The sequence below is a fragment of the Acidimicrobiales bacterium genome, assembly GCA_035294085.1.
GTDB lineage: Bacteria > Actinomycetota > Acidimicrobiia > Acidimicrobiales > Bog-793 > DATGLP01.
In genome coordinates this window covers 14,711-35,598 of sequence record DATGLP010000014.1, presented here as the reverse complement: position 1 = coordinate 35,598, position 20,888 = coordinate 14,711, and the positions used below count along the sequence as shown (strand labels likewise).

20 protein-coding genes are annotated in these 20,888 nt (G+C 75.2%); 10 read left to right on the top strand and 10 right to left on the bottom strand.

Annotated elements, in window-relative coordinates; genetic code table 11:
• Window positions 1-10: 10 nt before the first annotated feature.
• From VKV23_05065 to serC, 3 genes are all read right to left on the bottom strand, one after another.
• A complete protein-coding gene (locus VKV23_05065) occupies window positions 11-1,072 on the bottom strand; it encodes a M48 family metalloprotease (GenBank protein HLI15409.1) in 1,062 nt (353 codons plus the stop codon).
• Window positions 1,069-1,449 carry a BlaI/MecI/CopY family transcriptional regulator gene (locus VKV23_05060; GenBank protein ID HLI15408.1) on the bottom strand — a complete coding sequence of 127 codons (381 nt, stop codon included), beginning with the start codon at window positions 1,447-1,449 and terminating at the stop codon, window positions 1,069-1,071. Before VKV23_05060 ends, VKV23_05065 begins: the two co-directional genes overlap by 4 nt.
• A gap of 91 nt (window positions 1,450-1,540) precedes the next feature.
• The gene (serC, locus tag VKV23_05055) at window positions 1,541-2,668 is read right to left on the bottom strand and encodes a phosphoserine transaminase (protein HLI15407.1); all 1,128 of its coding nucleotides are present in this window, start codon (window positions 2,666-2,668) and stop codon (window positions 1,541-1,543) included.
• Window positions 2,669-2,732: 64 nt separating this feature from the next.
• Here serC and VKV23_05050 point away from each other — a divergent pair, with 64 nt between their 5' ends.
• Window positions 2,733-3,977: a pyridoxal phosphate-dependent aminotransferase gene (locus tag VKV23_05050; GenBank protein HLI15406.1), complete on the top strand. Its 1,245-nt coding sequence runs from the start codon at window positions 2,733-2,735 to the stop codon at window positions 3,975-3,977.
• A 27-nt stretch (window positions 3,978-4,004) separates the two neighbouring features.
• The gene (gene serA / locus VKV23_05045) at window positions 4,005-5,567 is read left to right on the top strand and encodes a phosphoglycerate dehydrogenase (protein HLI15405.1); all 1,563 of its coding nucleotides are present in this window, start codon (window positions 4,005-4,007) and stop codon (window positions 5,565-5,567) included.
• Here the strand turns inward: serA and VKV23_05040 are convergent.
• Entirely contained in the window at window positions 5,564-5,821 is a 258-nt protein-coding gene (locus VKV23_05040; GenBank protein HLI15404.1) for a hypothetical protein, read from the bottom strand. The two genes, serA and VKV23_05040, sit on opposite strands and share 4 nt — an antisense overlap.
• 233 nt (window positions 5,822-6,054) lie before the next feature.
• On the opposite strand from VKV23_05040, the gene leuA reads away from it, so the two are divergent.
• Window positions 6,055-7,755, top strand: coding sequence for a 2-isopropylmalate synthase (gene leuA / locus VKV23_05035; protein ID HLI15403.1), 1,701 nt, complete (start codon window positions 6,055-6,057; stop codon window positions 7,753-7,755).
• A gap of 13 nt (window positions 7,756-7,768) precedes the next feature.
• Here the strand turns inward: leuA and leuD are convergent, their stop codons facing one another.
• The 4 genes from leuD to VKV23_05015 are packed head-to-tail and all read right to left on the bottom strand — an operon-like array spanning window position 7,769 to window position 10,837.
• Window positions 7,769-8,368, bottom strand: a complete 600-nt coding sequence (gene leuD / locus VKV23_05030; protein HLI15402.1) for a 3-isopropylmalate dehydratase small subunit — start codon at window positions 8,366-8,368, stop codon at window positions 7,769-7,771.
• A 21-nt stretch (window positions 8,369-8,389) separates the two neighbouring features.
• Window positions 8,390-9,802 (bottom strand): 3-isopropylmalate dehydratase large subunit, encoded by a 1,413-nt coding sequence (leuC, locus tag VKV23_05025; protein HLI15401.1) that lies wholly within the window; start codon window positions 9,800-9,802, stop codon window positions 8,390-8,392.
• 30 nt (window positions 9,803-9,832) lie between these two features.
• Window positions 9,833-10,297, bottom strand: a complete 465-nt coding sequence (greA, locus tag VKV23_05020) for a transcription elongation factor GreA (protein HLI15400.1) — start codon at window positions 10,295-10,297, stop codon at window positions 9,833-9,835.
• Window positions 10,298-10,339: 42 nt separating this feature from the next.
• A complete protein-coding gene (locus VKV23_05015) occupies window positions 10,340-10,837 on the bottom strand; it encodes a DUF1707 domain-containing protein (protein HLI15399.1) in 498 nt (165 codons plus the stop codon).
• Window positions 10,838-11,054: 217 nt separating this feature from the next.
• On the opposite strand from VKV23_05015, the gene VKV23_05010 reads away from it, so the two are divergent.
• The 5 genes from VKV23_05010 to VKV23_04990 are packed head-to-tail and all read left to right on the top strand — an operon-like array spanning window position 11,055 to window position 15,531.
• Window positions 11,055-12,077, top strand: coding sequence for a 3-isopropylmalate dehydrogenase (locus VKV23_05010; protein ID HLI15398.1), 1,023 nt, complete (start codon window positions 11,055-11,057; stop codon window positions 12,075-12,077).
• On the top strand, window positions 12,077-13,003 hold the full coding sequence (locus VKV23_05005) for a branched-chain amino acid transaminase (protein HLI15397.1): 927 nt from the start codon (window positions 12,077-12,079) through the stop codon (window positions 13,001-13,003). The genes VKV23_05010 and VKV23_05005 overlap by 1 nt, the downstream gene beginning before the upstream one ends.
• A 7-nt stretch (window positions 13,004-13,010) precedes the next feature.
• Complete coding sequence (gene cimA, locus VKV23_05000) at window positions 13,011-14,699, top strand: citramalate synthase (GenBank protein HLI15396.1); 1,689 nt, start codon at window positions 13,011-13,013, stop codon at window positions 14,697-14,699.
• A 31-nt stretch (window positions 14,700-14,730) separates the two neighbouring features.
• The gene (locus tag VKV23_04995; GenBank protein ID HLI15395.1) at window positions 14,731-15,240 is read left to right on the top strand and encodes a hypothetical protein; all 510 of its coding nucleotides are present in this window, start codon (window positions 14,731-14,733) and stop codon (window positions 15,238-15,240) included.
• Between the two features lie 15 nt (window positions 15,241-15,255).
• Window positions 15,256-15,531: a hypothetical protein gene (locus tag VKV23_04990; GenBank protein ID HLI15394.1), complete on the top strand. Its 276-nt coding sequence runs from the start codon at window positions 15,256-15,258 to the stop codon at window positions 15,529-15,531.
• 3 nt (window positions 15,532-15,534) lie between these two features.
• Here the strand turns inward: VKV23_04990 and VKV23_04985 are convergent, their stop codons facing one another.
• Window positions 15,535-16,005 (bottom strand): GNAT family N-acetyltransferase, encoded by a 471-nt coding sequence (locus tag VKV23_04985; GenBank protein ID HLI15393.1) that lies wholly within the window; start codon window positions 16,003-16,005, stop codon window positions 15,535-15,537.
• Window positions 16,006-16,052: 47 nt separating this feature from the next.
• Here VKV23_04985 and VKV23_04980 point away from each other — a divergent pair, with 47 nt between their 5' ends.
• On the top strand, window positions 16,053-17,015 hold the full coding sequence (locus tag VKV23_04980; protein HLI15392.1) for an acyl-CoA desaturase: 963 nt from the start codon (window positions 16,053-16,055) through the stop codon (window positions 17,013-17,015).
• Window positions 17,016-17,542: 527 nt separating this feature from the next.
• Here the strand turns inward: VKV23_04980 and VKV23_04975 are convergent.
• Window positions 17,543-18,268, bottom strand: coding sequence for a Type 1 glutamine amidotransferase-like domain-containing protein (locus tag VKV23_04975; protein HLI15391.1), 726 nt, complete (start codon window positions 18,266-18,268; stop codon window positions 17,543-17,545).
• A 195-nt stretch (window positions 18,269-18,463) separates the two neighbouring features.
• On the opposite strand from VKV23_04975, the gene VKV23_04970 reads away from it, so the two are divergent.
• The gene (locus tag VKV23_04970) at window positions 18,464-20,698 is read left to right on the top strand and encodes a kelch repeat-containing protein (GenBank protein ID HLI15390.1); all 2,235 of its coding nucleotides are present in this window, start codon (window positions 18,464-18,466) and stop codon (window positions 20,696-20,698) included.
• Window positions 20,699-20,888 lie beyond the last annotated feature (190 nt).

Sequence of the window (20,888 nt, the reverse complement as noted above, 5' to 3'; positions counted from 1 at the left end):
TAGTAGCGAGTCAATCGGACGCCGAGGCGTCCGCCGGTGCCGGCGGGGGGCTCGGTTCGTTGCAGCGGGGGAGGCACCGCTGGCGACTCGTCCGACGGCCGACGGCGGCCCCCCGCCACGCCGGTCGGAGGCCGACCGCCGCGAGCACGGCGAAGCAGGCGCCGACACGCAGGGAGGTGGCGGGTACCCCCGTGAGGAGGCAGGCGTCGAGCGCCAGCGCGAGGCCGACGAGCACCGCGAAGGCGCCGACGAGGAGGCTCGGTGCGAGCGCGACGGGACGGGCGGTGCGGAGCCGGGCGACGCGGTAGTGCACCTCCTCGGCGCCGCCGTCGCGCCCGGTGCCGGCCCCCGCGCTGCGCGCGAGGCGCCGGATCGCGGAGACGAGGACGCCGGTCCCCGCGGCCGCGGCGGCCTCGTCGTCGGCGGCCGCCTCGAAGGCCTGGCGCAGCCCCTGCCAGGCGGAGCGCACGGGCCCGAACCGGCCGTAGGCGGCGGCGACGGCGCCGCCGAGGAGGAGCAGGCGGGGGTGGCCGAGGCGCACGTGGGCCGCCTCGTGCGTCAGGACCGCCTGCCGCTGCGCGGCGTCGAGCGACGCGAGGAGCCCAGCGGACACGACCGCCCTCGGGCGCAGGATCCCCGCAGCGAACGCCACGGGCCGCGACACCGGGACGATCCACACCGCGCCCGCTCGCGTCGGACGCCGCACCGACGACGCCCGCACCCCTCGGCGCAGCTCGATCCGGCGGGTCGCGCCGGCGGCGGCGACGGAGCGCCAGACGAGCACGCCGAGCACCAGGGTGGCCGGCACGAGGTCGAGCAGCTGCCACTCGAGGTGGTCGAGGCCGGCCAGGCAGCCACCGCCTCGGGCCGGCAGGCGCGCGAGGTGCGAGCCGAGCGTCGCGCCGAGGCAGGCGAGCCACAGCACCGGCAGGATCCCCCAGCCGAGGAGGCTCACGAGGTGGGCGCCGGCGGCGGCGAGCGGCGAAGCTCCCCTGGCGCGACGGGCGAGCGCCCCGGCCGCGACCAGCAAGCCGAAGAGGCCGGCGCCGAGCGCCAGCGCAGGCGAGATCACCGCGGCCGGACCCGGCGCAGCGCGTCGGCGAGGTCCGCGAGCAGCTGCGGGTCGTCGAGGCCGTCGACGAAGTGGGCGAGCACGGCGCGGGGATTCTCCGTCGCCGCGAGCAGCGACCGGATCGCCTGGGCCGTCAGCTCGTCGACGTCGCCGGCGGCGCGGAAGCGGTGTGCGCCGTCGTGCGTCGAGCGCTCGACGAGCCCCTTGTCGACGAGGCGGCCCAGCACCGTGAGCACCGTCGTGTACGCCCGCGGCTCCCCCCCGAGGCGCTCCCACACCTCGCGGCCGCTCAGCCAGGAGCGGGCCGACCACAGGAGCTCGAGGACGTCGCTCTCGAGCTCACCGACCCGTTGCCCCGCGACCAGCCGCCTCGCCACGTCTCCTCCTACGAGGCCGTCGTGGCCACGGTAGTGCGCGGCGACGACGGTCGGCCGCGCCGCTGGGCGCGCGCCCGGCGAGGGGACTCGCTCAGAGGCGCTCGACGACGTAGTCGATGCAGGCGGTGAGCGCCTCGACGTCCGCGGGGTCCACCGCCGGGAACAGGCCGACGCGCAGCTGGTTGCGCCCGAGCTTGCGGTAGGGCTCGGTGTCGACGACGCCGTTCGCCCGCAGCGCCTTCGCCACGGCCGCGGCGTCGACGGCGTCGACGAAGTCGACCGTGCCGACGACGTGGCTGCGCTCGTCGGGCTTGTCGACGAAGGGCCGGGCGTACTCGGAGCGCTCCGCCCAGCCGTAGAGGACCTCCGCGGAGCGGTCCGAGCGGCTCGCCGCCCACTCGAGGCCGCCGTGCTCGTTCATCCAGTCGATCTGCGCCGCCAGGAGGAAGAGGGTCGCGAGCGCCGGCGTGTTGTAGGTCTGGTTCGCCCGCGAGTTCTCGATCGCGATGGCGAGGTCGAGGAAGGCGGGCACGAAGCGCTTCGCCGCCCGCAGCGCCTCGCAGCGCTCGATCGCCGCTGGGGACAAGAGCGCGATCCACAGCCCCCCGTCGGAGGCGAAGCACTTCTGCGGGGCGAAGTAGTAGGCGTCGGCCTCCCGCACGTCGACACGCAGGCCGCCGGCGCCCGAGGTGGCGTCGACGAGCACGAGACCGGCGGCTGGCGCGCCGCTCGGGTCGAGCGGCCGGCGCACCGGCATCTGCACGCCCGTCGAGGTCTCGTTGTGGGTGAGGGCGTAGGCGTCGACGGCGGGATCGGCGACGGGGACCGGGTGGGTCCCGGCCGGCGCGACGAGGACGTCGGGCGCCTCGAGGTGCGGGGCCGCCTGCGCCGCGGCGGCGAACTTCGCGGAGAACTCCCCGAACGAGCAGTGCTGGCTCCTGCGCTCGATCAGGCAGAAGGTGGCGACGTCCCAGAAGGCGGTCGAGCCGCCGTTGCCGAGGACGACCTCGTAGCCGTCCGGCAGCGAGAAGAGCTCGGCGAGCCCGCTGCGGATGCGGCCGACGACGTCGCGCACCGGTGCCTGGCGGTGCGAGGTGCCGAGGAAGCTGGGCGCGACGCGCGCCAGCGCGTCGACCGCCTCGGGGCGCACCTTGGACGGGCCGCAGCCGAAGCGTCCGTCCGCCGGGAGGAGCTGCCGTGGGATCTCGATCGTCGTCATCGCCTCACTCGTCCGTCGCTCGCGCGCTGCGAGCCGAGCGCGCGCGTGTGCCAGCATGGCAGGTATGGCCGCCGCGTCTCACATCGCCCCGCAGCCCGCGCCCGTCCTCGGCCGGCGAGTCTCGAGGAGGGTCGGTGCCGTCGCCCCCTCCGCGACGCTCGCCATCGACGCCGCGGCGAAGGCGATGCAGGCCGCCGGGATCGACGTCGTCGGCTTCGGCGCGGGCGAGCCGGACTTCCCCACGCCGGCGGCGATCGTCGAGGCCGCCGTCGCGGCCTGCCGGGACGCGGCGAACCACCACTACAGCCCCACCGCCGGGCTCGCCGCGCTGCGCGAGGCGATCGCCGACAAGACGCTGCGCGACTCTGGCCTCGAGGTCTCGCCCGCCCAGGTGCTCGTGACGAACGGCGGCAAGCACGCCGTCGCGAACGCCTTCGCCACCCTGCTCGACCCCGGCGACGAGGTCCTCCTCCCCACGCCCTACTGGACGACCTACCCGGAGGCGATCGCGCTCGCCGGCGGCGTGCCGGTCTTCGTCCCGACCGACGACTCGACTGGCTTCAAGGTGAGCCCCGCGCAGCTCGAGGCCCACGCCAGCGAGCGCACGAAGCTGCTCGTGTTCGTCTCGCCCTCGAACCCCACCGGCGCGGTCTACTCGCGCGAGGCGATCGCCGAGATCGGCGCGCTCGCCCTCGAGCGGGGCTGGTGGGTGCTCACCGACGAGATCTACGAGCACCTCGTCTACGGCGGGCGCGAGCAGCACTCGCTGCCGGTCGTCGTCCCCGAGCTCGCCGAGCGCTGCGTCGTCGTGAACGGCGTCGCGAAGACCTACGCGATGACCGGCTGGCGGGTCGGCTGGATGATCGGGCCGACCGACGTCGTCGAGGCGGCGGCGAACCTCCAGTCGCACGAGACGTCGAACGTCAACAACGTCGCGCAGCGCGCCGCCATCGCGGCGCTGCGCGGCGGTCTCGATGCCGTCGTCGAGATGCGGGCCGCCTTCGACCGACGCCGCCGACGCATCCACGAGCTCCTGCGCGCGATCCCCGGGATCACCTGCGTCGAGCCCGAGGGCGCCTTCTACGCCTTCCCCTCGCTCGCCGGGGTCCTCGGCAAGCAGCTCCGGGGCAGGCGTCCCACCACGAGCCTCGAGCTCGCGCAGGTCGTCCTCGAGGAGGCGCGCGTCGCCTTCGTGCCCGGCGAGGCCTTCGGCGCCCCCGGCTACGCGCGCTTCTCCTACGCGCTCGGGGACGACGCGCTCGAGCAGGGCATCGGGCGCCTCGGCGAGCTGCTCGCCGAGGCGCGCTAGGCGGGCCGGGACGGCAGGGAGGCGGGCGTGGCTCGGATCCTCGTGACCGAGGAGCTGGCGGCGAGCGGGCTCGAGGCGATGGCCGCGGCGGGCCACGAGGTCGACGTGCGGCTCGGGCTCTCCGAGGAGGAGCTGCTCGCGGCGCTCCCCGGGGCGGCGGCGCTCGTCGTGCGTTCGGCGACGAAGGTCACCGACCGGGTCCTCGAGGCCGGGCGCGACCTCGTCGTCGTCGGTCGCGCCGGCGTGGGCCTCGACAACGTCGACGTCGAGGCGGCGACGAGGCGGGGCGTGCTGGTCGTGAACGCCCCGGAGTCGAACGTCGTCTCGGCTGCCGAGCACGCCCTCGCCCTGCTCCTCGCCCAGGCGCGCAACATCCCCCAGGCGCACGCCGCGCTCAAGGCCGGCCGCTGGGAGCGCTCGCGCTGGGAGGGCGTCGAGCTGCACGGCAAGACGCTCGGCATCGTGGGGCTCGGCCGCATCGGCGCCCTCGTCGCGCAGCGGGCCTCGGCGTTCGGGATGCACCTCCTCGCCTACGACCCCTACGTGGCGCCCGAGCGTGCCAAGCGCATGGGCGTGGAGCTGTGCTCGCTCGACGAGCTCGTCGCGCGGGCCGACTTCATCACCATCCACCTGCCGAAGACTCCCGAGACGAAGGGCCTGTTCGGGGCGGAGCTGCTCGGCCGCTGCCGACGCGGCGTGCGCATCGTGAACGCGGCGCGCGGCGGCATCGTCGACGAGGAGGCGCTCGCCGAGGCCGTCGCCGCCGGGCAGGTCGCCGGGGCGGCGATCGACGTCTTCGCCACCGAGCCGACCACCTCGTCGCCCCTCTTCGCGCTCGACCAGGTGGTCGTCACGCCCCACCTCGGCGCGAGCACCGGGGAGGCGCAGGACCGGGCGGGCGAGCAGATCGCCGAGCAGGTGCTGCTGGCGCTCGCCGGCGACTTCGCCCCCTACGCGGTCAACGTCGCGGCGTCCGGCGCCTCCGAGGCCGTCCGCCCCTTCCTCGGCCTCGCCGAGCGCCTCGGGCGCTTCCTCGCCTGCCTGTGCGAGGGGCTCCCCGACGAGCTCGAGGTCGAGTACCGGGGGGCGCTCGCAGGGGAGGACGTGAAGATCCTCACGCTCGCGGCGCTGAAGGGCGTCTTCGCGGCGGGCAGCGACGAGCCGGTGTCCTACGTGAACGCCCCCCGGCTGGCGGACGAGCGCGGCCTCACCGTGCGGGAGGTGCAGACGGCCGCCTCCGCCGACCGGGTGAGCGCGATCACGGTGCGCTCGCGGGAGCACTCGGTCGCGGGATCGCTCGTCGGCAGCGACGAGCGGATCATCCTCGTCGAGGACCACCCCGTCGACGTGCGGCCGGCGCCGTACATGCTCGTCGTCCGCAACGACGACCGGCCGGGGATGATCGGCGTGGTCGGCACGGCGATCGGCGACGCCGGCGTGAGCATCTCGGACATGGCCGTCGGCCAGACGCTCGGGACGGGCACGGCGCTCATGGTCCTCGCGGTGGAGCGGCCGCTCGAGGCGGCCACCCTCTCGAGGCTCCGCTCGGCGGCCGGGATCCACGCCGTCTACCAGGTCTTCGGGGCCTAGGTCTCCTGCACCTCCCCGGCCTGGTCGCCTCGCGCCCCGGCGTCGACCCGCTCGGCGGCGACGCGCAGCGGGGAGGCGGCACGCCCGGGGAGTGCGGGCCACAGGTCTCGGGCCGCCCGGGCGAAGGCGCGCTCGCGCCGGTGCCGGCGCCGGCGGGCGACGCCGCCCGCGAGGCGCACGCCGGCGAGGACGAGCCCCGCGCCGAGCCCGGCGGCGACGCCGACGCGCCACGCCGTGCGCCGTGTGCCTGCCATCGCGTCGCCTCCTCCCCTCGGCTGGCGCCGAGACTAGCGAGGATCGGCACCTGGTCGCCTTGACGGGCCGCGGCGCCTCCGCGAGACTTGGCTTCGTGCGAGCACTGGCAACGATCTCGAGCGAGCTCCTCCTTACCTAGCGGCGAGCGCTCGCCCGCGCTCGCCGACGCCTCCTGCGCCAGATGGCCAGGAGGTTTTTTGTTCCCCGAGTGAACCTGAGCGAAGGACCCGACATGCCACCCCCGAACGTGCAGCCGAAGCCGATGCCCTTCGACCGCTACCGCCCGTACCCGGCGATCGACCTGCCGGACCGGCGGTGGCCCTCGCGCGCCATCACCGCGGCGCCGACGTGGTGCGCCGTCGACCTTCGCGACGGGAACCAGGCGCTCATCGACCCGATGGACCCGGTGCGCAAGCGCAAGCTCTTCGACGCGCTCGTGCGGACGGGCTTCAAGGAGATCGAGGTCGGCTTCCCGTCGGCCTCCCAGCCCGACTACGACTTCGTGCGCCAGCTCATCGAGGAGGACCTCGTCCCCGACGACGTGACGATCCAGGTCCTCGTGCAGTGCCGCCCGGAGCTCATCGAGCGCACCTACGAGGCGCTGCGCGGGGCACGCCGAGCCATCGTCCACTTCTACAACTCCACCTCGACCCTCCAGCGGCGCGTCGTCTTCGGGCTCGATCGCGCCGGCATCACGGCGATCGCGACGAACGCGGCGCGGCTGTGCCGCGCCCTCGAGTCGAGGCTGCCCGGCACCGACCTGCGCTACGAGTACAGCCCGGAGTCCTTCACCGGTACGGAGATCGACTATGCGCTCGAGGTCTGCTCGGCGGTGATGGACGTCATCGAGCCGACCCCGGAGCGGCCGATCATCGTGAACCTGCCGGCGACCGTCGAGATGTCCACGCCGAACGTCTACGCGGACCTCATCGAGTACTTCGACCGCAACATCGCCCGGCGCGACTCGCTCGTGCTCAGCGTGCACCCGCACAACGACCGGGGGTGCGCGGTGGCCGCCGCCGAGCTCGCCCTCCTCGCCGGGGCCGAGCGGGTCGAGGGATGCCTGTTCGGCAACGGCGAGCGCACGGGCAACGTCGACCTCGTCACCCTCGCCCTCAACTGCTTCTCGCAGGGGGTCGACCCCCGCCTCGACCTGAGCGACATCGACGCGCTCCGGCGCGTCGTCGAGTACTGCAACCGCCTGCCGGTCCACCACCGCCACCCCTACGTCGGCGACCTCGTCTACACGGCCTTCTCCGGCTCGCACCAGGACGCCATCAAGAAGGGCATGGCCGCGATCGGGGAGGACTACGAGTACTGGGAGGTCCCCTACCTGCCGATCGACCCGCACCACGTCGGGCGCAGCTACGAGGCGGTGATCCGGGTCAACTCCCAGTCGGGCAAGGGCGGCGTCGCCTACATCATGGAGACCGAGCACCACATGGTGCTGCCCCGTCGTCTGCAGATCGAGTTCTCCCAGGCGATCCAGCACGTCACCGAGGACACCGGCACCGAGATCACCCCGGCGGAGATGTGGGAGGTGTTCTCGGCCGAGTACCTCGAGCCCGGGGACGTCCGGCTCGTGTCGCTCGAGGCGAGCTCGAGCGGCGATCGCGACAAGGTGACGGCCGAGCTCTCGGTCTCGGGCGAGCTCGTCACCTTGACCGGCGAGGGCAACGGGCCGATCTCCGCCTTCGTGCAGGGGCTGCGAGACGCCCTCGGCATCGACCTCGACGTCGTCGACTACCACGAGCACGCCATCGCCGCCGGGGCGTCCGCCCAGGCGGTCGCCTACGTCGAGACGGTCGACGGCGCGGGCCGGACGCGCTGGGGCGTCGGCATCGACGCGAGCATCTCCACGGCGAGCGTGCAGGCGGTCGTCTCCGCCGTCAACGCTCGTCGACGCCTGGCCGCGGCAGGCCCGCGGCGCTGAGCGCTCGGGTCGCTCAGCTCGCCAGGCTCGGGAGGCGCCAGCGTTCCCGGCGCGCCTCGTAGGCGTCGATCTCCCCGCCGTGCTCGAGGGTGGCGCCGATGTCGTCGAGCCCCTCGAGCAGGCGCCGGCGCGCCACGTCGTCGAGGCGGAAGGGCGCCGAGAAGCCGAGGGCGGCGATCTCGACGACGCGCCGGTCCACGTCGACGGTCACCTCGAGGCTGGGGTCCCGCTCGACGGCGTCGAGGATCGCCCGTCCCGCCTCGGCGCTCACCTCGGCGGGCACGAGCCCCGAGCGGGTGGCGTTGTTCCGCAGGATGTCCGCGATGCGCGGGCTGACGACCGCCCGGAAGCCGTAGTCGACGAGGGCCCACACGGCGTGCTCGCGCGACGAGCCGGTGCCGAAGTTCGGCCCCGCGACGAGGATCCTCGCGCCCTGGTACTCGGGGCGGTTGAGGACGAAGCCCGGCTCGTCGCGCCACTGCGCGAACAGCCCGGCGCCGAAGCCGGTCCGCTCGATCCGCTTCAGCCACTCGCTCGGGATGATCTGGTCGGTGTCGACGTCGGCGCGGTCGAGGGGTGCCGCCCTCCCGCTCACGATGCGCACGGGCTCCATCGTCGAGGCCTCCTCGCGCCCTCAGTCGAGCTCGTCGGGTGTGGCGAAGTGCCCCGCCACCGCCGTCGCCGCGGCGACCGCCGGGGAGACGAGGTGGGTCCGCCCGCCCCGCCCCTGGCGGCCCTCGAAGTTGCGGTTCGAGGTCGACGCGCAGCGCTCGCCGGGCGAGAGCCGGTCGGGGTTCATGCCGAGGCACATCGAGCAGCCGGGCTGGCGCCACTCGAGCCCCGCGGCGCGGAAGACCCGGTCGAGCCCCTCGGCCTCGGCCTGCTCGCGCACCCGCCGCGACCCGGGCACCACGAGGGCGCGGACCCGCTCGTGGACCCTGCGGCCCTCGAGCACGCTCGCCGCGAGGCGGAGGTCCTCGAGGCGCGAGTTCGTGCACGACCCGATGAACACCGTGTCGACGGGGATCTCGGCGATCCGCGTGCCGGGCTCGAGGCCCATGTAGCGCAGAGCGCGCTCGGCGCTCTCCCGCTCCGCCGGCTCCTCGAAGTCGTCGGGGCTCGGCACGGCCCCGTCGATCGCCACCACCTGCGCCGGGTTCGTCCCCCAGGTGACCTGCGGACGCAGCCCGCCGACCTCGACGCGCACGAGCGTGTCGAAGCGCGCGTCCTCGTCGGTGCGCAGCGCCCGCCAGGCCTCGACGGCGCGCTCGAGCTCCGCGCCCCGCGGCGCGTACGGACGTCCCTCGAGGTAGGCGAAGGTGGTGTCGTCGGGGGCGACCATGCCGGCGCGCGCGCCGCCCTCGATGGACATGTTGCACAGCGTCATCCGCCCCTCCATCGAGAGCGCCGCGACCGCGGGTCCGCGGTACTCGATGACGTGCCCGATGCCGCCGCCGGTGCCGAGGCGCCCCACGACGGCGAGCGCCAGGTCCTTCGCCGTGACCTGCGCGGGCAGCTCGCCGACCACCTCGACCGCCATCGTCCTCGGCCGCAGCTGGGGCAGCGTCTGGGTGGCGAGCACGTGCTCGACCTCGGAGGTCCCGATGCCGAAGGCGAGGGCGCCGAAGGCGCCGTGCGTCGAGGTGTGGCTGTCGCCGCACACGATCGTCGTTCCCGGGAGCGTGAGCCCGAGCTCGGGACCGATGACGTGCACGATCCCCTGGTTGGCGTGCCCTCTCGGGAAGAGCGTGACGCCGAACTCGTCGCAGTTGGCCCGGAGCGCCTCGAGCTGGCGACGCGACACCGGATCGGCGACCGGCTCGTCGAGCTCGGTGGTGGGCACGTTGTGGTCGGCGGTCGCCACGGTGAGCTCGGGCCGCCTGACGCGGCGGCCGGCCAGGCGCAGCCCCTCGAAGGCCTGCGGCGAGGTCACCTCGTGCACGAGGTGGAGGTCGATGTAGAGCAGGTCCGGCTCCGCGGGTCCCTCGCCGGCACGCACGACGTGCGCGTCCCAGACCTTGTCCGCCAGCGTGCGACCCGTCGCCACCTCGGCCTCCGTCCTCGTCCCCGCGCCGGCTCAGTCGACCGACACGATCTCGACCCGCTGCGTGCCGGTCGGCGCCTGGAACTCGACCGACTCCCCGGCGCGCCGGCCGAGGAGGGCCTGTCCGAGGGGCGAGCCGGTGGAGATGACCGCGACGTCGTCGCGGCGCTCCTCGATGGAGCCGACGAGGTAGCGCTCGGGCTCCTCCTCGCCCTCGTAGCGCAGCGAGACGACGGCGCCGGCCACGACCTCGCCGCCGCTCGCGCCGGGCTCGACGATGACGGCGCGCTCGAGCGTCGCCTGGAGCTGGCGGATGCGGGCCTCCATCCGGCCCTGGGCGTCCTTGGCGGCGTGGTAGTCGCCGTTCTCCGACAGGTCGCCGAGCGCCCGCGCCGCCTCGATCTGGCGGGCGATCTCGACGCGCCCGCGCGTCGTCAGCTCCTCGAGCTCGGCGGCGAGGCGGGCGTAGGTCTCGGCGCTCAGGTGGATCTCGCTCACCTGTCTGAGGGTAGCGGCTGGGGGCGCGCCCGCGGGACGGCCCTAGGGTGGGCCGATGCGCCGCCGCGGCGGGGCGGTGGCGAGCGCCCGGCGTCGCTCGGCCTCCTCGCGGCGCGCCTCGTTCCGGCTCGTGCGCCCGAGACGCCAGACGCTGAAGAGGATGACCCACGCCGGCCAGAACTGGACGGGGTGCCCGCTCAGCGCCCAGGCCAGGACGCAGAAGAGGTCGAGGGCCCCGAGGCGCAGCGCCGCGGCGCGCACGGCGGGCCGCGTCCAGAGGGGCTGGGGCCTCGGGACGACCGGCTCGGGTGGCTCGACGGGCAGGTCGGCGAGCAGGTCCTCGAGCTCGCCGAGGGTCTTCGACCGCAGCGCGCGTCCGATGCGCTCGTCGAGCTCGTCGATCGTGAGGCGGCCGACGCTCGCGTGCCGGCGCAGCTCGTCGACGGCCGCGTCCCGGTCGGCGTCGGAGGCTCGCAGGTCGCGTCGCTTGGTGGAGCCGGGCACCGTGCCCATCATGGTGCCGCTGCGCCCGGCGGACAAGGTCGCCTCGCGGCCAGAGTTGACGGGGGCGGCGCTGCTGGCAAGACTTACGGGCAGATGCCCGCCGCAGCGACCGTAGCCATTCCCTGAAGACGCGCCCCGTCGGGTGCGCGTCGTCGGCCGTCCACGAAGTGGGCGGTCTTTTTGTTTCCCGAGGGAGCCGCTCCGGCCGCCGCCGTGCGCGGGCGGCGGACGGGCGACGAGAGGAAGGTGCGAGGTGGCGAGCTACAAGGTGGCGGTGATCGGCGGGGACGGGATCGGTCCCGAGGTCCTCGCCGAGGCGCTGAAGGTCGTCGCCGCCGCCGGGGTGAAGCTCGACACCACCGAGTACGACCTCGGTGCCGACCGCTACGTGCGCACCGGCGACGTGCTGCCGGCGTCGGTGCTCGAGGAGCTGCGGGGCGCGGACGCCATCCTGCTCGGCGCCATCGGGCCGCCGATCGGCTCGAGCGCGGTGCCCTCCGGGGTGCTCGAGCGCGGCCTGCTCCTCGCGCTGCGCTTCGCCCTCGACTGCTACGTCAACCTCCGCCCGTTCAACGGCGTGCCGGGCTCGCTCGCGCCGGAGGCCGACTTCGTCGTGGTGCGGGAGAACACCGAGGGCCCCTACGTCGGCGAGGGCGGGCAGCTGCGCCGGGGGACGCCGGAGGAGGTGGCCACCCAGGGCTCGGTGAACACGCGCTTCGGCGTCGAGCGCTGCGTCCGCTTCGCCTACGAGCTCGCCGCCCGCCGGCCGCGGACCTCGCTCACGCTCGTGCACAAGACGAACGTCCTCACCTTCGCGGGCGACCTGTGGCAGCGGACCTTCGAGGACGTGGGCCGGGAGCACCCGTCCGTCCGCACCTCCTACCAGCACGTCGACGCGGCCTGCATCTACCTCGTGGAGGACGCGAGCCGCTACGACGTCGTCGTCACCGACAACCTCTTCGGGGACATCCTCACGGACCTCGCCGCGGCGGTCACGGGGGGCATCGGCCTCGCCGCGTCGGCGAACCTCAACCCGGCGCGTACCGGGCCGTCGATCTTCGAGCCGGTGCACGGCGCGGCCCACGACATCGCCGGGAAGAACCTCGCGAACCCCCTCGCCGCCATCCGCTCGGCCGCGATGATGCTCGAGCACCTCGGCGAGGCGGAGGCGGCCCGGCGCATCGAGCGCGCCGTGCTCGAGACCCAGGGCTCCCTCGCCGCCGCGCCGGCGAGGACGACGAGCGAGATCGGCGACGCCGTCGCAGGGAGGTTGTGATGCCGATCACCCCGACCCCGAAGATCTGGATGGACGGCGAGCTCGTCGCCTGGGAGGAGGCGAAGGTGCACGTGCTCACCCACAGCCTCCACTACGGCACGGCGGTGTTCGAGGGGATCCGCGCCTACGAGACGGCCGCCGGCCCCGCGATCTTCCGACTTCGCGACCACGTCGCCCGCCTCGCGCGCTCCGCGCACCTGCTCGCCATCGAGCTCCCCTTCAGCGAGGAGGAGCTGTGCGCGGCGGTGCGCGAGACGGTTCTCGCCAGCGGCCTCGCGAGCTGCTACATCCGCCCGATCGTCTACCTCGGCTACGGCGAGATGGGGCTCAACCCCCTGCCGTGCGAGGTGCACGCCGCCGTCGCGGTGTGGCCGTGGGGCGCCTACCTCGGCGAGGAGGGGATCGCCCACGGCATCCGCCTCAAGGTGAGCTCGTGGGCTCGCCACGACCCGCGCGCCCTGCCGACGGCGGCGAAGGCGACGGGGATGTACATCAACTCCTCCCTGGCGAAGGTCGAGGCGCTGCGCGCCGGCTACGACGAGGCGGTGCTGCTCACCACCGACGGCTACCTCGCCGAGGGGACCGGCGAGAACCTCTTCCTCGTGCGAGACGGCGTCCTCCTCACCCCGCCGGCCGCGGCGGTCGCCGCCCTCGAGGGCATCACCGCGGCGACGGTGACGACGATCGCCCGCGACCTCGGCATCGAGGTGCGCGAGGCGCTGCTGCGGCGCGCCGACCTGTACCTCGCGGACGAGGCGTTCCTCACCGGGACGGCAGCCGAGCTGTGCCCGATCGCCTCGGTCGACGACCGGCGCCTTGGCGCGGGGGCGCCCGGGCCGCTGACGCGCCTCCTGCAGGAGCGCTTCTTCGCGACGGTGCGCGGCGAGGTCGACGAGTACAAGGACTGGCTCGAGCGTGTCGGCTAGGGCTGCGGTGCCGGGCGGTCACGCCGCCTTCGACCTGCCGACGCTGCCGGCGTCGGTCGACGTCTACGACACGACGCTTCGCGACGGCTCCCAGCAGGAGGGCATGTCGCTCAGCGTCGAGGACAAGCTGCGCGTCGCCCGCCAGCTCGACCACCTCGGCGTCGCCTACATCGAGGGCGGCTGGCCGGGCGCGAACCCGAAGGACGAGGAGTTCTTCCGGCGCGTGCCGAGCGAGCTGCGCCTCGAGCGGGCGACCCTCGTCGCCTTCGGCTCGACGCGCCGCGCCGGGGTGCGCGCCGGCGAGGACGCCACGCTGCGCCAGCTCGTGGCGGCCGGCACCGAGGTGGTCTGCATCGTGGCGAAGTCCTCCGACCTGCACGTGCGCGAGGCGCTGCGCACGAGCCTCGAGGAGGGCGTAGCGATGGTGGCCGACTCGGTCGCCTTCCTCGTGGCGAGCGGGCTGCGGGTCTTCCTCGACGCGGAGCACTTCTTCGACGGCTTCCGCCGCGACCGCGACTTCGCGCTGCGGGTGCTCGCCGCCGCCGAGTCCGCGGGCGCCGAGGCGCTCGTGCTGTGCGACACGAACGGCGGCACGCTCCCGCACGACGTCGAGGCCATCGTCGCGGCCGTGCGCCGGGAGACGTCCGCCACGCTCGGGGTCCACTTCCACAACGACGCCGGCTGCGCCGTGGCGAACAGCCTCGCCGCGGTGCGCCAGGGCGCCACCCAGGTGCAGGGCTGCATCAACGGCTACGGCGAGCGCGCCGGCAACGCGGACCTGTGCGCCACCATCCCGAACCTCACCGTGAAGATGGGCGTCGAGACGATCCCGCGCGAGCGCCTCGAGCTCGTCACGCCCGTCGCTCGTCACGTCGCCGAGGTGGTCAACCTCCCGCTCGACCCCCAGCGCCCCTACGTCGGCACGGCGGCCTTCGCCCACAAGGCCGGGCTGCACACGAGCGCCATCGTGCGCCGCTCGGACGCCTACGAGCACGTCGACCCGGCGATCGTCGGCAACGGCCGGCGCGTGGTGGTGAGCGAGCTCGCCGGTCGCTCGACGCTCGCCCTCAAGGCCGCCGAGCTCGGGATCCGCCTCGGCGACGACGCGCTCGCGCGCGTCCTCGACACCTTGAAGCGGCTCGAGCACGCCGGCTACCACTTCGAGGTCGCCGACGGCTCCCTCGAGCTGCTGATGCGCGCGGCGGCGGGCGGGGAGCCGCCCGGGCGCTTCTTCACGATCGAGTCGTTCCGGGTGATCTCGGACTGGCGGGCGGCGCCCGACGAGGAGCCAGGCGGCGAGCGCCTCGTCCACCCGTGGTCGAGCCCGGGCGAGCTCACGACCGAGGCGACCGTCAAGGTCCACGTCGGCGACGAGCGCGTCGTCGCCACGGCCGAGGGCAACGGCCCGGTGAACGCCCTCGACGCGGCGCTGCGCCAGGCGCTCGGGGCGCACTTCCCCGCGCTCGGGGCGCTGCACCTCACCGACTACCGGGTGCGCGTCCTCGACACCGGCAAGGGGACCGCCGCGACGACGCGCGTCCTCATCGACACGGCGGACGCGGAGGGGACCTGGTCGACCATCGGCGTGTCCGAGAACGTCATCGAGTCGTCCTTCCAGGCGCTCGTCGACGCCTTCGTCTTCGGCCTGCTGCGGGCGAGCGAGCGCGGGCGGCGCGTCGGCGAGGCGGTCGGCTAGCCTCGGGCGCGCCGAGCACACGAGGCCGCCGATGACCCAGCCGAAGTTCGCCCCGATCCTCGTCGAGGACGAGGTCCGCCCGACGACCCGGCTCGCGCCGCCGCGGCCGTGGACCTTCCACCGGCCGGCCGAGGTGCTCCCGGCCAGGCCCCCCTGGCGCCGGGGCGGCGGCGTCCCCGGCCCCGACCAGGGCTACGCGCTTCGCCTCGCCCGGCGGCTCGAGGACCGCCTCGTGCTCGAGCCGGGCGAGCACCGGGAGGACGTGGTCGCCGGGATCGTCGCCATCGCGATGCGGCGCGCGGCGCGCGCCGGGAGAGCGCCGGTCCTCGCCGACCTCGAGCTCGCCGCGGAGCTCTTCGGCTTCCTCTCGGACGCGCCGAGCGACCTCGTCGAGCACCGGCGGGCGGCCTTCGCCGGCGTCGCCCACGACTACGGGCGACGCCGCGAGCTCGCCGCGAGCGTGCCCGAGGAGAGCCTGGCGCTCACCCCCGAGACGGCACGCGCGAAGCTTGCTGCGTGGCGCGAGCTCCTCGGGGCCTAGCACGGGAGGTGCCGCATGGGCTTGATGGACAAGGTGAAGGCGCAGGCGACCCAGCTCGCCGAGAAGGCGCAGGAGGCCGGCAAGGCGGGCCAGGCCAAGCTCGACGCCCTCGCCGCGCGCCGGCGCGCCGAGGGGCTGCTGAACGAGCTCGGGCGGATCGCCTACGCCAGCCGGGTCGGGCGGGCCGCCCCGGGCGACGAGCGCCGGGCGGGCGACCTGGTCGAGCAGCTCCGCCAGTACGAGGCGGAGTACGAGCCGCTCACCCCCGAGGGCCCCGGCGCCTCGACCTGAGGCTCAGCCGCCGAGCGGCGCGACCGACCGCCACATGACGAGGTGCGGGCCGACCCCGGGCAGCTCGAACGCCTCCCCGTCGGCGCTGAAGCCGAGGCGCTCGTAGACGGCGCGCGCGGCGAGGCGCGCGTTGCACCACACGAGGCCGCCGCCCGCGGCCGCGACGTGCTCGAGCGCCGCGACCACGAGGCGGGTGCCGATGCCCTCGTTGCGTCGGTCGGGGACGGTCGCGACCCCGCGCAGCCGCCACGCCGGCGAGACGCGGCCGCCGAGGGGGCGGGGTGGCGCCTCGACGAGGACGGTGGCCGTGCCCACGAGGCGGCGGGCCTCCCCCTCGAAGGCGGCGAGCGCGACGCTCCCGGGCGCGCCGTCCCCCGGGTAGTCGATCCCGTCGCCCGGCGCGTCCGGGTACAGCAGGTCCCGGCGCAGCGCGCGCACCGTCGCGGGGGCGACCGGCTCGATCTCCAGGCGCACGGGCGCAGGATAGGCCGGGTCCCTGCGAGGCGTGCGAGGATGGCCCCGTGATCGAGTGCGCCGCCGAGACCCGGCCCGGCGAGGCGGCAGCGGCGCTCGCGGCCCCGATCGCCACGGTGCGTTCGCGCACGTCCCGGGTGAGCCAGGCCGTCACCCTCGTCGCCGTCGTGGTCCCGCCGCTCGGCGTCGTGTCGGCCGCCGGGCTCGCCTGGGGCGTCGCCTTCCGCCCGCTCGACCTCGCCCTCTTCCTCGCGTTCTACGTGGCCACGGGCCTCGGCATCACCGTCGGCTACCACCGCCTGTTCACCCACCGCTCGTTCCGGGCGGTCCAGCCGGTGCGCGTCGCGCTCGCCGTGCTCGGCGCGATGACGCTGCAGGGGCCGCTCACGCAGTGGGCGACGGACCACCGCAAGCACCACGCCCGCTCCGACGAGCCGGGCGACCCCCACTCGCCGCGGCCGCAGGGCGAGGGGGTGCTCGCGGCGGTGCGCGGGCTGGCGCACGCCCACGTCGGCTGGCTCTTCTCGACGAAGGGGATGGAGCGCGGGCTCGAGTACGGGCGCGACCTGTTCGAGGACCGCGCCCTTCGCGTCGTCGACCGCTGCTACCTCCTGTGGGTGGCGCTCTCGGTCGGCGCCCCCTTCCTCATCGGCCTCGCGGCCACCGGGAGCGTCGCCCGGGGCGTCGAGGCGCTCGTGTGGGCGGGGCTCGTGCGCATCTTCGCCTTCGAGCACGCCACCTTCGCCGTGAACTCCGTGTGCCACACCTTCGGCCGGCGTGCCTACGACGTCGGCGACCGCAGCCGCAACAACCTCCTCGTCGCCCTCCTCACCTTCGGCGAGGGGTGGCACAACAACCACCACGCGTTCCCCCGCTCGGCGCGCCACGGCCTCGAGCCGTACCAGCTCGATGTCTCCTACCTCGTCATCGCGCTCCTCGCCCGCCTGCGCCTCGCCTCGGCCGTCTCCCTCCCGACCGCCGCGCAGCGCGCCCGGGTCGCACGCGCCTGAGCCGGCGCCGAGGGAGGGGGACCGGCCGCACGGCGCCGGCCCGTGCTCGCCGGGCGCGGCCCGGCCGGGCGAGCGCGACGGCCGGGTCGCGGCGAGTCGAGGGAGCCGGCGCCTTCCCCCGGTGCCCCGGCTGGGTGGCGACAGGCGGGTCGCTGGCTCGCCTCCCCGGGGCCTGACGGTCCCGGGGAGGCGGCGGTTGCGGCGTCGCAGCGGCACTGCGTCGTGGCGCGTCGACGCCACCGCGCGGCACGGACCGACGCTCGACGATCCCGCCGCGCGGCGCGCGGTCGTCGTCGCAGCCCGCAGGCCGTCGCTCGGGGGGATCTCGGCCCGTCCTGCGAGCGGCTCCTCGCGAGGGCCTCGGGTTCGGCCTCGCCGGCGATCCCGCCGTGTGCGGGCGTGCGCCAGGGTCGGGGGCGGGGCGGGATCGGGGTTCGTGGGGCGCTCCACGACCGGGCCGTGGTCCCGGCCCAGGTCGCGCGAGGCGCGCGGCTCGACGCCGGCGGGCCGCTCCCCGGTCGCGGCGCTCAGGCCAGCGCACCCTCCTCGAGGCGGCCGCCGATCTCGAGGAGCTCGCCTCGTCCGTAGCGGCGGCGAGCAGCGCCGGGCCCGATCACCCACGCCGCGCCGCGCCCGGCGACGGCGAAGCGGTGCGGGCCGCCGACGAGGGCGGTCTCCTCCTCGATGCCGACGACGTGCACCTCGGGCCCGCTCGCCGCCCGGACGCGCCCGAGGAGGCGCTCGGCGAAGCCGGACGGGTGGTCGAAGTGGGGCACGACCGCGAGCGTCGGGAGCAGCCCGAGCCCGGGCTCGACGCGGCTGGCCCGGCGCACGTCGGGCGCGACGGCACCGAGCGCCATGGCCCCGGCCGAGCAGCCGGCGAGCGCCGCCCCAGCGCGGTGGGCAGCGCAGATCGCCTCCCAGCACGCGCTCGAGCGCAGCGTCGCGGCGAGGTAGCCGGGGTTGCCGCCGGAGAGGTAGACGAGGCCGGCACCGTGCAGGAGCGACGCGAGATCGGCGCGCTCGGCGTCGGCCCGCTCGAGCACGGGGAGCGCGAGCACCTCGGCCTCGAGCTCGGCGTAGTGGGCGCGAGCGAGGTCGAACCAGTAGGCGACGCGCGCCGGCCCCTCCTCGGCTGCCGCCGTCGCGAGGACGGCGACGACGCGGCGCCGGCCGGCGAGCAGCTGCTCGTCGACGGCGCGCATCGCCTCGAGGAACTCGCCGCTGCCGACGAGCGCGATCGGCCCCGCCACGGCCGCCACCCTACCGGCACACCCGCCGGGCAGGCGGGGCGCTCGGCGGCGCCTGGGCGGGCGGTGCGGGCACCCGGGGCGCGTTGCATCGCCGGCAGCCGCCCCGTAGGGTGCTAATGGCACGGCCTTGCAAATTGTTAGGAGATGCCGTGCCGTCCGTTAGCGAAGTGTGATAGCGACGAGGTGGTGGTGCGCATGCCTGAGCGAAGTGGACGACGTTCGCCGGAGCCGCGCGGGCTCGGCCCGCGCCGGCGCCCCCCGTGGGCGCGCGCCCTCGCCGCGTGCTCGCTCGTGGGGCTCCTCGCGGGATCGGCCGGGCTGCTCGCCGAGGCGCCAGCCGCGGCGGCCACGCTCGGGACCTTCTCGACGACGGGGTCGCTGCCGACGGCGCTGACCGGCGCGACGACGACGCTCCTCGACAACGGGTCGGTGCTCGTGGCGGGCGGCGAGAGCGCCTCCGGCCAGGCGCTCGCCGCCGCCGAGGTCTACAGCGAGACGACCGGCACGTTCTCGCCGACGGGCTCGCTCGCGACGCCCCGCTACGACGCGACGGCCACCCTCCTGCCGAGTGGGAAGGTCCTCATCTGCGGCGGCATCACGACGAGCGGCACGACGCAGAGCGTGACGGGGACGGCCGAGCTCTACGATCCCTCGACCGGCACGTTCTCGCCGGCGGGCTCGCTCGCCACGCCTCGCTACGACGCGACGGCCACGCTCCTGCCGAACGGCGACGTCCTCGTCGCCGGCGGCGACACGACGCTCGCCGGCGCGCCGACGGCGTCAACCGAGCTGTACGACCCGGCGACGAACACCTTCAGCCCGACCGGCTCGATGGCGAGCGCGCGGGCCTCGGCGACCGCCACGGTGCTCGGGAACGGCGACGTCCTCGTCGCCGGCGGATCGGGCGCTACGACCGGCGCGCTCGCGACCGCCGAGCTCTACGACCCGTCGACCGGCACGTTCTCGCCGACCGGCTCGATGGCGACCGCGAGGACCGACGCGGTGGCGAGCCCGCTGCCCGACGGCGACGTCCTCGTCGCCGGCGGGGCGAGCGCCCTCGGCGCCGCGCTCGCCTCTGCGGAGCTCTACGACCCCTCGACGGGGAGCTTCTCGGCGACCGGCTCGCTCGGCACGGCGCGCGCCTCGGCCTCGGCCGCGCTCTTGCCCGACGGCGACGTCCTCGTCGCCGGCGGCGAGACGACCCTCGGCACCCCGCTCGCGACCGCCGAGCTCTACGACCCGTCGACCGGCACCTTCTCGCCGACCGGCTCGATGGCGACCGCGCGGTCCGGCGCGGGGATCGCGGCGTTCGCCGACGGCTTCGTCCTCGTCGCCGGCGGTGCCTCGAGCGGCGGGCCGACGGCGAGCGCGGAGCTCTACGACGGCGGCGTCGCGCCGCAGCTCGCGGTGAAGCCGAGCGCCACCTTCCTCGTCGGCGTGTCCTCGACGGTCTCGCTCTCGGCGACCGGGCAGCCCACGCCGGTGCTCTCGGAGGTCGGGCTGCTCCCGGCAGGGCTGCGCTTCAGCGCCACGGGCGCGGGCGGCGCCACGATCAGCGGTGCGCCGGCGAGCGGGACGGTCGGCTCGTACCCGATCACCGTGTTCGCCTCGAACGGCGTGGGTCCCGCCGCGAGCGCCCGGCTCGTGATCGACGTCGTCTTCTCGCCGGCGAACGGCTACCTGATCGCCACGAGATCGGGGACGGTCTTCGCCTACGGGGACGCCTCGGCGACCTCGAACCTCACGGTCAACGTCGGGATCCGTCCGATCGTGGCGGTGGCGACGACCCCTGACGGCCACGGCTACTGGCTCGTGAGCTCGCGCGGCAACGTCTTCAACTTCGGCGACGCCGCCTTCTACGGCTCGGTCGCGGGCCTGCGCCGCCTGCCGCACCCGGTCGTGGCCTTCGCCCCGACCCCTGACGCCAAGGGCTACTGGCTGGTGAGCGCGGGCGGCAACGTCTGGAACTTCGGCGACGCCGCCTTCTACGGCTCCGCGGTCCACGACCACCTCAGCGAGCCCGTCGCCGCCTTCGCCCCGACGCCGGACGGCAAGGGCTACTGGCTCGTGACCCGCTCCGGGACCGTCTACGCCTTCGGGAGCGCCCTTGCGGCGACGAGCACCGTGTCGGTGAACCCGCGGGTGCGCCCGATCGTCGCGATGGGCTCGACGCCCGACGGCCGCGGCTACTGGCTCGTGAGCTCGCGCGGCAACGTCTTCAACTTCGGCGACGCCGCCTTCTACGGCTCGAAGGCGAGGGTCCGCCTGCCCGCCCCGGTCGTCGGCTTCGAGCCGACCGTCGACGGCCTCGGCTACTGGCTCGTGAGCTCGCGGGGCAACGTCTTCAACTTCGGCGACGCCCGCTTCTTCGGGTCTCCCGTGCACGTTGCCCTCCCGGCGCCCGTCGTCGGGCTGTCGTCGACGCCCTAGCGGCAGCTGCCGGCCGGCGGACGGCGGGTTCGCCGGCCGGCACCGCTACCGTGGCGAGCAGCGGCGGCTGCGCACTTCCCACAGGAAGTTCTCAGCGAAGCCAAAGCTCGGTCGGAGATCGCCCCGGAATGCTGGTGCGGAGGAGGAGGACCGCACGGCGACACGACGGGCGTGCGGTCCCGACGACGGA

Excerpts from the sequence above, each read along its gene's own strand:
- serC (HLI15407.1), bottom strand. The coding sequence starts at position 2,668 with ATGACGACGATCGAGATCCCACGGCAGCTCCTCCCGGCGGACGGACGC.
- VKV23_05050 (HLI15406.1), top strand. The coding sequence starts at position 2,733 with ATGGCCGCCGCGTCTCACATCGCCCCGCAGCCCGCGCCCGTCCTCGGC.
- VKV23_05040 (HLI15404.1), bottom strand. The coding sequence starts at position 5,821 with ATGGCAGGCACACGGCGCACGGCGTGGCGCGTCGGCGTCGCCGCCGGG.
- leuA (HLI15403.1), top strand. The coding sequence starts at position 6,055 with ATGCCACCCCCGAACGTGCAGCCGAAGCCGATGCCCTTCGACCGCTAC.
- leuD (HLI15402.1), bottom strand. The coding sequence starts at position 8,368 with ATGGAGCCCGTGCGCATCGTGAGCGGGAGGGCGGCACCCCTCGACCGC.
- VKV23_05005 (HLI15397.1), top strand. The coding sequence starts at position 12,077 with ATGCCGATCACCCCGACCCCGAAGATCTGGATGGACGGCGAGCTCGTC.
- VKV23_04995 (HLI15395.1), top strand. The coding sequence starts at position 14,731 with ATGACCCAGCCGAAGTTCGCCCCGATCCTCGTCGAGGACGAGGTCCGC.
- VKV23_04990 (HLI15394.1), top strand. The coding sequence starts at position 15,256 with ATGGGCTTGATGGACAAGGTGAAGGCGCAGGCGACCCAGCTCGCCGAG.
- VKV23_04970 (HLI15390.1), top strand. The coding sequence starts at position 18,464 with ATGCCTGAGCGAAGTGGACGACGTTCGCCGGAGCCGCGCGGGCTCGGC.